The following is an 11,079-nucleotide window of genomic DNA, read 5'->3' as shown; positions in this document are numbered from 1 at the left end:
ACAGGTCGGTTGAATCTGCCTCACAAGTTGCCCAAAGGTCACGTTAAAGCTTGGCTGTTAAGCCAGGTGGGGATTAAAGAACTGATAGACAGCAAAGCAGATTACAGCAACAGCAGCCCAGTGGTTAAGGCAATTAAAAAGAAGGCATTGCATTACCGCAATGAAGTTCGCTACTGGCTAGGATTTGACATTAAAGAGGAGCAAACAGGAGTTCACATCGTTAACAAGCTGATCCGCCGATTAGGAATTAAGAGCATCGAGGTAAGCCGACCTGGTGGAGGCAACAGCCGCGATCGCCTTTGGGGGATTCCGGTCAATGCTTTTTATTCGCAGATGCTAGAAGCGGCTTCCAGCAAACTTTCAGAAGCCGCGTCCACGATTTTCAGTAATGTAGCGAATCTCCCTTTAGAAATCATGGACGCACAGCAAACATCTCCAATCCCTCCCCCAATTAAAGAGATGCAGGTTGGTTCTCGCGTGAGCAATGGCAAAAGCTTGGGGGATTTGGTGATTCTCGCTATTAAGGGCTGTAAAGCCCGTGTAGAGCTTATTCAAGGGTTTGGCTGTAAGTGGTGGGAGGAATTATCAAACCTTACCTTGAAGGAGGCGATCGCCTAATTAGGCGTGATTGAAGGGGTGCGATGTAGAAAGTCGAGTGTTTGAGGGTTAATGTTAATCCTCCCAAGTGAGTGGAGAGCCGTCTCTCCCAGTGGAATCTGTCCTACTGTCCCCCAATTGGAATACCCGACATGCTCACGAGCGACACAATCAACTCAGTGAGCAACGGAGCACTAGTAGGGCTTCTCTTGTACTCCTTGACCTTTGTGCGAAAACTATCATCCTCTCTACAAATCTCTTGCCGAATACGTTTGACAGTCACTTGCCATAACGATGAGCGATCGTCCATTGTTGGTGGAGGTCCATTTTTCTCAGTCTACAACTCATAAAACGCATCGCTAAAGTTACCCTGCTGCTCTAATGTTGCGATCGCCTTGATGCCATAGCTTTCGTCCTGGAGCAACTGCCGTGCTGTGTTTAACTCATCAGGAGAGGGAAATTCAGCCATAGGTGTGTCTATTTCTAAAAGCGCTTGAGCCAATCATCTACTGACAGCCCATACCAACTGAGCCAGCCTCTCAATGAATGCGGATTTGTCGTATTGTACGCGTTCGCTTTTTCAAGCTAGCTATTCAAAGAGCGAAAGCTGTTCAGGATTCGCGTTTGTGATCGACTCATCCAGATTATTATCTGCTCTAAAGCATTCAATTGTTTGGCTCTCAGCGTAACTTTTTAGTTTGATCTGAGGCAGAAACTGTTTGAGCGAGAACTGCTTCTTGTAAAAATCCGGGTGGTTCAAGATCTCATCAACTTCCCTCTTGGATAAATCACGCAGTTGCTCAACATTAAATTTCATCAACTCACGAATCCGTTGGTACTGCGGGCACATAACACATTTGGCAAAATTCCCGGGACGCACACAGCGACACTCTTGTACAAGTTCCTGTGAGAACGATTGCTTGCACTCGCGACAGCCATGCGTCATGCCATTTTTAATTTGCATTCGTCGATAGATGCGATCGGACTTACAAAACGGACAGTATAGTTGCCCAGAAACCGGAGGCTGCCAACCTCGAATTGCCTCGTTCAGTGCAATCTCAGTGATTTTTTGTTTCAAACTAATGCGTTCTTGAAGGTTCATGTTCTGCTCCTAATGTTGTTCTGTTCTCATCCTGTTGTTCTGTTCTCAAAAGAATTTCTGTCACCTTGCCCTGATTGATAAAAATCTTAGGAACGATTTTTTCAAACACTCGGCTCTTATCCTCGTTTGTCAGTCCATCCCAGAAATAGCTGGTGTTTCCCTCAAAAATGATTTCTCCTGCCGTTTTTTCAAGAAGTGACTGACCCGCGTTATTCGCCTCCTCAATTTGCTGCTGTAACTCCTGCTTCAACCGCTCAACGCTGGGGTTATAGCCTCGCACGTTCTTTAAATCCTGTAGTTGTTCCTCCAATCGTTTTATCCTCAATTGTTGCTCTATCAAAGCGCTGGATTTTCCTTCCAAGTCTTCGTATTGCGGTCGCGAATTCCAGAGAAATTGACGGATTGTTTCTTCGTCTGCTTCACTTGCCTGTAGAACAGCGACATAACCACTGACCTGCATCCGCTTTGTTGCCCAAGCGGCTTCCCGCATTTCCTCGGATTTAGCAACTAAGTGTTGAATCAGCTTTTGTTCGATGGTTGTCTTGTAAACGGATTTTTTGTTGTTGCATCCAGCGCCCGAATAACGACAGGCAAAGTAGCGATATTTACCTTTGCCACTCGTCTTAGAGGTACATCGCGAACCACATTGAGCACAATAGACAATTCCGCTCTGGTAAGCAAATTCAGCGTGTTGGTTGCGTTGATTCCGTGCCTCTCGGAAGTTACCCCCCCCAATTCGACGATTCATCCGAATAAGTTCAGTAATCTCCTGCGCTTCTTCTGATGAAATTAATCGTTCGTTAGGATGCGTATCGCGATGAATTTCGGGACCATTCGGATTCGTTTCTCGCTTCCGTTTCTTGACCGTGATTTGTTTTAGATAAGCTGTGTGTCCTTGAAGTACGGGGTTGGTTAACCACGCTAGGAAACCACTGGGTGTCCAATACAATCGCTTCCCGAAGCCATTCGACTTATGGCGAGGCTTTTCGATCCCATATCGCTCAAAAAACTGTCCTAACGTGGTTCGGGGTAAGGTGTCCTCTAAGAACAGTTTCACCAACTCACGACACAATTGATCAATGGTTCTACCGGGAATAGCGTCTTCAGTATCTGTGCCCTCTCCTGTTGGGTAATTTTCGGGGCGATCGCTTAATAAACAAAGAAACGGTTGGCGATCGAGAACATATTTCCCATTCTGCACCTCATAGCCAAAAGGACAAGAGTCAGATGCAATCAGCTTCTGCCGTCGCTGCCGCCGTTCTGACTTAATTCGCTCCGAGAGTTGATCGGTCTCCCACTCAGCAAACATGCCGATCAACATGACCATAAACTTGCCCATAGGGGTGCGAAGGTCGATGTTCATGTCCAGGATTCTGAGATTGACGTTCAACCTCTCAAACTCACTGATTAGGTCTAGAAGTTGCCGCAGAGAACGAGTGAGGCGATCAATTCGAGAAACAATGACCTCGTCTACTTCTCCGCGTTGAACCAATTCCAGCAATCGTTGCAGATTTTTGCGATCGTCCTTGCTACCAGAGTCTGTGTCCTTAAAAACAACCGTTGCTCCGGCTGCTTCCACCGCTGCTTTTTGCCGGTCTAACGACAAGGACTCGTCTTCTTGCATGAGGGTAGACACTCGAATATATCCAGCTTTGAGCTTTTTTTGCTCAGAAGTTTCAGTTAAAGAGAATTTCATTGATTTGATCCGATTTCTGTAGAGTTGACACGAACAGTCTGAGTGCTGTGATTTCGTGTTTTCGGAGATTAATACATTAGTTCTAACTATATCGGTAATTTTGTGCGAAAGCAAGCTTGCTTGCTTTCGCACAAAAACAAGTCAAATAAAAAGCGGAACAAGTGTGATCGCTCACCGGTAGGTTAGGTTAATGAAGGAAACCCAACAATTTTTTGGCATTCTACTTCACCCGCTTCCGCGATCGCCAGCTAACTCTTGCGTGTACCGGACGGACTAGCAACCTCTGGCTTCGTTTCAATGTGAGCTGTCGCCAGTAATGTTCGCCGTTAGACATCCAAACGTATTGTCTGCCGACAAGGAGCGAGGGAGTGACCGAATCGAACTTGCTGGGCTCAGATCCTGATGACGATTGCGTGATTCCACACGCGGTCGAGCCAGAGGCACTAGAGCGCTACTTGCTTAAGCGCGGTCCGTACGATGGTGCCGCAGAGATACGCTCGTACGTGGAGGATCAATCACCCGGTGAAGGTGTCACATATCTCGAGCGCATCAGCACGGAACGGGTCATGAGAACGGATTATGAGGTGTGGGACAAACGTTTTCGGATATTATTAAATCTATGGGAATTGTCAGTGACTTTGAAAAAGAGCTTTTCCAAAAATCGCCTTCATCTTTTGGGAAGTGGCATACCATAGACCTACATAATCACTCTCCAGAAAGCTTCGATTACAAAACTGGTGGGGATGATTATTTAGAGCGGACGGCTCAGCGTATTCTGGATGCCAATCTTGATGTGGTAATGTTCACAGACCATAATAAGTTGCCTTCAGAATCATTTGTTAGAGAGCTAAAGCAAAAAACCAACAAATTGATACTGAGAGGCGTTGAACTTAACGTCATTGTTAATACCTGGGGGAAGCCACCAGGTAAGGTCTCAAGTAATTTATTTTTTCATTTGCTGGTTGGTTTTGATCCAGAGTGTGAACAATCGCCTGAATATTGGCTGGACCACTTATATCGTCAATGTGGCAAAAAGAGGTTTGAATCGGGAGGTACTACGATTGAAGGAATAGAAGCCTCGATTCAGAAAATCTGTGAAGTCTTACAAGGCTCAAATGCAATTATCATACCTGCACATCTGCATTCCAATAGAGATGCCTTTAAATCACGTAGTATAGATGATATCTATGCAGACCCCGAATTCCTCCGTGCAGCCAAAGATTATTTCACTGCATTAGAAGTAACGGAAGTCTCTACGGCAGATTTTTTTGATGGTCATCATATTCAAACAGAAAATCTGCATAAAACATGCATTCGTTCTAGTGACGCTCACCGTCCAGAAGATCTTGGGACACGACCATGTTTTGCACAGATGGAGAATTCTACCTTTTCAGAACTAAAAAACGCTCTAGAACTACCGTTTAGAGTGAGTTTAGAAATACCGTGTGAGTCACATTCATTTGTCATCGGCTTAAATATCAGGGGACAATATTTTCAAGACTTGTGGCTGTCTCTTTCCTCTAACTGTAATGTCTTTATGGGAGTCAAAGGTTCAGGAAAAACTTCTGTTCTAGAATGTCTTCGATTTGTTCTTGGGGTAAAGGTTCCTCAGAGCAGATCCAGTGATGTTGACAGTCATTTATCAGCAATTCTGGGTGCTGGAGGAATGGTCAGGGCATTAATTAAGCGTACTGATGGAGCCAAGCTGCTAGTTCAAAGGACAATTGGGACAGACCAATTCATCGCCACATTTGATGATGACCGCCAGCAAGTGTTTACTCATCCTGAAGCTATTCAGTTTCCAGCATCCATTCTTGGTTGGCATGAAATTGAACAAGCAGCTACTGATCCAAAGATTCGACGTGTTTATTTAGACGCAATATCAGGACGAGAGGAGATGCGTCAGTATGAGGAAGACGTTACAACTTTGTCCAGGCAAATCCGTAATCTTCATGATGTAGCTTTTGGCAAATTTAAGAGTTTTTGTGATAATAAGATTCAAGTGTCTCGGCTGCGACAACAAAGAGAAGGCTTACAACAGTTAACAGATGCAAGCCTCATTGTATTAAAGAACGAGTACGAAGAAGCTATTAGACACCGTGATCAGTTGAAAGCATCGCTACATCAAATTCAAAACGCTAAATCTCAAATAGTTGATCGATTTTCAGCTTTGCTGCCTGGGCTTTATTCAAATCAGCTTGATGGATCTTCTCGCATTGAGCGGTCAATAAAACCTGCTAGTGAATCACTAAAATTTTTATTCCAATTTATTGAAGAAACAAAAAATAATTTTGATGTTCAAGTAAATTTGACTGTGTCCGCCTTCTTTGAAGCCTACACTGCAACTGAAATAGCCTTTAATGAATTTTCTGAACAGTATAGACAAGCTGTACTTCAACTGACTCCGGAGCAACAGAAGCTTCTAGAGTCTCATCGCATGGTTATGGAGCAAACAAGTCAGCTACCAATACTAGAAGCACAACTAGATACACTTAAATCTGAGACTGAAAGCTCTATTAGAGAGCTTATCCGACTATGTGATTCCGCTGCCACGAAGATTGAACAGCGCAGCAATCATCGTCGCCAGAAAGTAGAAGAATTCTCACAAAAACTTCAGGAATTTGGAGTCACGCTTACACTAGCTCCCTTTGCACAGTTGCCCTTTCAAAATATTGCAAACTCATACCCTGAGGGCTGGCAAGCATTTAGTGCTCTACAGCAAGATTCGTCAGATACCATCTTCTACAGACGAATGAAAAGAGGATATGAGAGCCTTTTGAGTAATTTAAATGGAGATTTCAGTACTAATTATCCGAGTATTTTTAGATCTCCACAATTTGGTTTTTTCATAGACGCTTTTGAAGATGATGATCTCATTATTACGTTTAAACCGTCGGGTCTTGATGGTCCATCAAAACCAATTGATCAATTATCTGCTGGTCAGCGATGCACAGCGTTTTTCCCTATTCTATTAAAGCTTCAAGATGGTCCTCTTATTGTTGATCAACCTGAAGATAATCTTGATAATCGCCACATAGCTTCATCAATTGCACCGATTCTCATTGGGGATAAACGTGCCCGTCAGATTGTTCTAACATCTCATAACGCGAATCTTGTTGTATTGAGTGATGCAGAGCACATTGTTAGTTTTGAAGGACAAAATGATCAAGGTGTTATTCTCGAACGGGGATTTTTATCAGGTCAGCACTCAAAAATAACTTCGCATGTTGTTGAAGTCCTTGACGGTGGAAGCCAAGCTCTATCACAGAGACGGCTGAAGTACGGCGTATCTTCCGAAATTTAAGCGAGTTTTTAATCTGGTGTTGTTTTTCGATAGTCTGAAGAATGCTTGGTTCTCTCTCTTCAGTTTGCAGAGCCATACAGGCTTAGTTTTAGCAGAGGAAAAATTTTGGTCGTTAGTGAAGTTTCAAAGATAACTGTCCCATTTTTGACGATCGAATGATCAAATACTAGCAGCCTATAATGGCGCAAATTCGTTTCTTGCAATTCGGACTGTCCCATTTAGGGGCAAAGGTAGCCAAGCTGCAACTTAGTGCCATGCGACCGCTAGAAGTTATACGCTGCAAGAGTTCTAGAAAATTTTTGTGATTTTGCCTCAACATGCCAACAAATGGTCATTTTCGGGCAAGGTTTGAAGTTGAAAAGGCTTCAAATGCTGATTCTGTCGTAGATTTCGTAGGTAATTCAAGCATCATTTTCGGGCAAGTTGCTATTTTTCAAGTTTTTCTGCTGGATTCCTTATTTCTCGGGCGTTCTAGCGATCGCGTGGCACTTTGTCGCAGCTTCGCTACCTTTGCCTCACATAGGCACGAACTGAACAACGATCATGAACTTGAGTAGCTAACGACTAAGCTCACCGGACGGGGACAATCTTTGCAACTCAACCGACCAGTTTTGTACATTCCGGTGCAGCGCATGGTTAGGCAGCGTTGGTGCAAAGCTCACAGGCAGTGCTTCTCCAAATGCCGTTTGTATTCTTCGAGTGCGAGCGAGATTTCGGGGTTTTTGAAGATATCAAACACTCCGAAATCTGGGAGAATATCGTAGCCGCAAAATTTGTAGTTGGACGTGATGTGGAGGAACAGATCGTCTCGTCCCTTACCGCCAAATAATGCACTGGCAGGGTTGTTGAAGGTTTCTAGCGGCGCATTCCACGTGGCGGAAATCATGAACTTCTTACCCAGCATTTTGCCGCCTGTGCCGTACTGCTGGCTTGGGTCATTCCTCGTGCGACCGTCGCCGTCGAGCAAGGTTTTGGTGCCGAGACCGGCATTGAAAACCTCGTCCACGTATTTCTTGTAAATCCACGGCGCACCGAACCAGTTCACCGGCGTCTGAAGGATGACTCGGTCGCCCGCCAGGTGTTTCTCCACCTCTTCTTCGGGGTTATAGCCCCGTTCGACAAATGTCTCGACGACCTCGTGCCCTCGCTCTAAGAAAAAAGTCTTGGCGAGATCCATGAAAGCGAGATTCAGCTTGCCCTCGGACCATCCGGCGTATGTGAGGTGGGTGTTGATAATGAGTATATTCATTTGATTAGACTTCTTTAACGAGGTAGCTCATGCAGGTGCAGCACCTTGTTCTGTCGCGGTTGGTCGGTTTTAGTTGAGAGAGATGTAAAGGCCCTTGTGTTCGAATCAAGCGCCCTTGCATACACATTTCGCCGTTTGACATTCGAGGATGCCAACGCGCCTATCGTTCAGAGGTTCTGCTTGAAGAAAGGTGACAGCTTGTTCATTGCAAGATCCACACCGTTGCCATCATACAAGTCCATATGCGTGGCACCGTCGATGATAAACAGTTCCTTCGGTCCTGCTGCCTTGGCGTGAAGTTCCTGACTATGCCAAAGTGAGCCTGCCTCGCTGCCCGCGACGACCAGGAGAGGCTGCGTCAGCAACGTATCGACCCGGTCGAATCCGGTGAAGGACACCATATAGCTAGCGCTGGTCAAAAGCATCTTGTTGGGGGCGTTGGGATGCTGACCGCGAGGCGTCAGATAGTAGTCGGCTGCCTCTTGCAAATCGCGCGGTGCGGTGCGGTCTCCCACGTTCGGCACATAGGGAACGTAAACTGGCGCAGCTCCGGCTGCTTCGGCTGAACGCTGTTGGGCAACCGCCTCAAGTGTCGCAATCTGATCGGATTCTGGTGCAGTGCCGTCCCACCCTTTCCGGGTCGCAGCACCAACGTCCACCGCACTCACGGTGCCGATTGCCTTGATGCGGCGCTCGGTCGTAGCGGCTTTGACCGTAGCCCCGCTGCCAGCACAGATGCCCAGAGTTCCGATACGATTTGAGTCCACGTAGGACAGCGTGGTCAGGTAGTCTACGGCGCTGTAGATGTCTCCGACCCGCTTCATCGGGTCGTCAAGAAATCGAGGCATACCCTCGCTTGCCCCCTGATGTGACGCATCGAATGCTAGGGTGACAAACCCCTGTTCGGACAGTTTCTGTGCATACATGCCCGCCGTCTGCTCCTTAACACCACCACCGGGATGCACAACGACAATCGCGGCATATTTTCGACCCGCATCAAATCCTCCCGGCAAGTAGAGGTTGCCGGACATCTTGAGGTTGCCGTTCTTGAACTCAGTACTCTCCATAGTTCCTCCTCCAACGAATGCTTTGTCACTACGTGTTTTGATTTCCTGAGGCTCCGCCGCTGACGTGACCCGCGCCAATGGTCCGACGGCCAATCCTGCCCCGATAAGGGTAGCGCTCGCTAAAAAGCCCCGACGACCGAGTACTCGGCGATTCCCAAGGTTCGATCCAGTTCTTTGCTTGTTCTTATTCATATACATCTCTTAAATTTCCTTACGGTTGAATCGCTCGGTGCGGTAAACCGTCTAGATCAATCTCTACTCATGACAAGTACTTTACGCATTGTGAAACGGAGAGCAGTATGAAGATTCTGGAAAATGATAGGTAAATTCTCCAAACTTTAGGAATGAATTGTATGGGTTCGCGTCCGTAAGAGTAAGATGAACCCTATGAATCAGAGAGAGTTACAGACACAACAGGAGCAGTACCATCGAGTGGAACTGGCGCAACGGATGGCTCGTGCCATTACCGCAGATGGGGTGATCCAACCGCTTCAGGGTCTTCGTCTAGCCCGTTCTTCCAAAATGAGGCAGAAGGTGTACGGAGTGTCAAACCCCACTTTTTGCGTAATTGCTCAGGGTCGCAAAGAGATCTATCTCGGCGGAAATCCTTATCAGTACGACCCTCACAACTACCTTCTTGCCACAGCGGAACTTCCGATCGTGAGTTGGGTTCTTGAAGCGTCTGAGGATCAACCGTATCTGGGGCTGCAACTGTGTCTCGATGCCGCTCTGGTCGGCGCTGTCATGGTGGAAATCGGTCAACTCCCGCCCCAAAATCAGAAGGCTGTGAAGGCCATCGAAGTCAGCCCGCTCGATGCTACCCTGCTGGACGCCACCGTGAGACTCGTCAGGCTGCTCGATTCTCCCACCGAAGCGCGGGTGCTTTTGCCTCTCATCACGCGGGAGATTATCTATCGGCTTCTGGTCAGCGAACAGGGTCATCGGCTCCGCCAGATGACGATATTGGGCGGACACACTCATCGAATAGCTCAGTCCGTGGAAAGAATTTGTCGCGAGTTCAATCAGCCCCTTTATGTCGAGGAGATAGCACGAGAGATCGGCATGAGCATTTCTAGTTTTCACCATCACTTTAAGGAAGTCACTGCCATGAGCCCGTTACAGTTTCAGAAGCAGTTGCGGCTCCAAGAAGCGCAGCGCTTGATGATTGGGGAAGCGTTGGACGCGGCGACAGCGGGTTATCGTGTCGGATATGATGACGCTTCCCAGTTCAATCGCGAGTACAAACGCCTCTTTGGTGTCACGCCGATGCGTGATGTGGAACGTCTCCGCAAAGAGGTTGAGGTCAATGCAAACGTTTGATTTGCGCTTCTGCATTTTCTGAACTCTGGTCTCGTAGTTCATCCATTCGTTGCAGCTTGCACCAAGCCGTGTGCGACAGAACAATTAATAGGCAAACGTTTCCGCATAAGATCCCACAGCAGGTGGATAGGTAGAATCTTTCTGCTCATTGAAGCAGCTATCAAGCTAATTCAAGCAGATGAGATAGCCGAAAATGCCTCTTTTCGGCAGAAGTTTATACCAACAATCTATGCACCTAAGCGAGCATAGATTGTTGGTAACCTGAGCTACCTTTACCCCTATTATGCAGAATAATTCTGCCTATTCTCCGAAGCTGGGTGGATAGGCAGAATTATTCATTCTAATAATAGTTGAGTTGACTGGTACAAACTGTTAGTGCTTGGGAACCCTATATATCAGGCATCTCAACTCTACGTTGGAGCCGACGAACACCGTTAGCCCGACGACGCAACTAAGCGGCGTTCGCGGCTCAACTCCGCTGTTAACCCGCAAAATCTTGGCTGAGGCAGTACGTTAGCTTTATGCTGCATCTCGCATCCGATTTTTCTTTCCTGACCTTGTACGGTTGATAAAGTAAATACAGGAAACTGGGCTAAGCTCAGTACAAAAAGTTAGGAGACAGTAATGATGTCACCAAAAAAATCGTGGACAGTTTTTGTTGGGGTTGCTGCGGTTGACGCTGTTTTACTCATCAAGCTCCTAACTGGTGAACCCTCGACGGAGCTTCTTTTAGCTGTTGTTGTT

8 protein-coding genes are annotated in these 11,079 nt (G+C 46.6%); 3 read left to right on the top strand and 5 right to left on the bottom strand.

Translation table 11 applies throughout. The features are described 5' to 3' along the window. The coding region (locus H6F93_RS00195) for a hypothetical protein (protein ID WP_190678002.1) at positions 1-618 on the top strand (618 nt) is incomplete at its 5' end. Positions 619-934: 316 nt separating this feature from the next. Here H6F93_RS00195 and H6F93_RS34440 read toward each other — a convergent pair. The 3 genes from H6F93_RS34440 to H6F93_RS00185 all read right to left on the bottom strand — a co-directional run bounded on the left by H6F93_RS34440 (position 935) and on the right by H6F93_RS00185 (position 3,395). Beyond that, entirely contained in the window at positions 935-1,066 is a 132-nt protein-coding gene (locus H6F93_RS34440) for a hypothetical protein (protein WP_277882805.1), read from the bottom strand. Between the two features lie 120 nt (positions 1,067-1,186). Continuing rightward, positions 1,187-1,699, bottom strand: coding sequence for a hypothetical protein (locus tag H6F93_RS00190; protein WP_190677999.1), 513 nt, complete (start codon positions 1,697-1,699; stop codon positions 1,187-1,189). After that, positions 1,677-3,395, bottom strand: coding sequence for a recombinase family protein (locus H6F93_RS00185; RefSeq protein ID WP_190677996.1), 1,719 nt, complete (start codon positions 3,393-3,395; stop codon positions 1,677-1,679). The genes H6F93_RS00190 and H6F93_RS00185 overlap by 23 nt, the downstream gene beginning before the upstream one ends. Before the next feature lie 586 nt (positions 3,396-3,981). On the opposite strand from H6F93_RS00185, the gene H6F93_RS00180 reads away from it, so the two are divergent. After that, the gene (locus tag H6F93_RS00180; RefSeq protein ID WP_190677993.1) at positions 3,982-6,699 is read left to right on the top strand and encodes an AAA family ATPase; all 2,718 of its coding nucleotides are present in this window, start codon (positions 3,982-3,984) and stop codon (positions 6,697-6,699) included. A gap of 658 nt (positions 6,700-7,357) precedes the next feature. On the opposite strand, the gene H6F93_RS00175 is transcribed toward H6F93_RS00180, so the two are convergent. Beyond that, complete coding sequence (locus H6F93_RS00175) at positions 7,358-7,948, bottom strand: NAD(P)H-dependent oxidoreductase (protein ID WP_190677990.1); 591 nt, start codon at positions 7,946-7,948, stop codon at positions 7,358-7,360. A gap of 167 nt (positions 7,949-8,115) precedes the next feature. After that, positions 8,116-9,015 carry an alpha/beta hydrolase gene (locus H6F93_RS00170; protein WP_190677987.1) on the bottom strand — a complete coding sequence of 300 codons (900 nt, stop codon included), beginning with the start codon at positions 9,013-9,015 and terminating at the stop codon, positions 8,116-8,118. 387 nt (positions 9,016-9,402) lie between these two features. Between H6F93_RS00170 and H6F93_RS00165 the strand changes: the two genes are divergently transcribed. After that, positions 9,403-10,335, top strand: coding sequence for an AraC family transcriptional regulator (locus H6F93_RS00165; RefSeq protein ID WP_199313392.1), 933 nt, complete (start codon positions 9,403-9,405; stop codon positions 10,333-10,335). The last annotated feature ends 744 nt before the right edge of the window (positions 10,336-11,079 follow it).

Origin of the sequence: Leptolyngbya sp. FACHB-671, from assembly GCF_014695745.1 — a bacterium.
Lineage (GTDB): Bacteria > Cyanobacteriota > Cyanobacteriia > Elainellales > Elainellaceae > JAAUTN01.
The sequence above is the reverse complement of the archived record's forward strand: the minus strand, read 5'-3'. Positions and strand labels throughout refer to the sequence as shown.

Bases quoted from the DNA above. Each gene is read 5' to 3' on its own strand.
- H6F93_RS00165 (WP_199313392.1), top strand. From the start codon at position 9,403: ATGAATCAGAGAGAGTTACAGACACAACAGGAGCAGTACCATCGAGTG.
- H6F93_RS00190 (WP_190677999.1), bottom strand. From the start codon at position 1,699: ATGAACCTTCAAGAACGCATTAGTTTGAAACAAAAAATCACTGAGATT.
- H6F93_RS00185 (WP_190677996.1), bottom strand. From the start codon at position 3,395: ATGAAATTCTCTTTAACTGAAACTTCTGAGCAAAAAAAGCTCAAAGCT.
- H6F93_RS00170 (WP_190677987.1), bottom strand. From the start codon at position 9,015: ATGGAGAGTACTGAGTTCAAGAACGGCAACCTCAAGATGTCCGGCAAC.
- H6F93_RS00175 (WP_190677990.1), bottom strand. From the start codon at position 7,948: ATGAATATACTCATTATCAACACCCACCTCACATACGCCGGATGGTCC.
- H6F93_RS34440 (WP_277882805.1), bottom strand. From the start codon at position 1,066: ATGGCTGAATTTCCCTCTCCTGATGAGTTAAACACAGCACGGCAGTTG.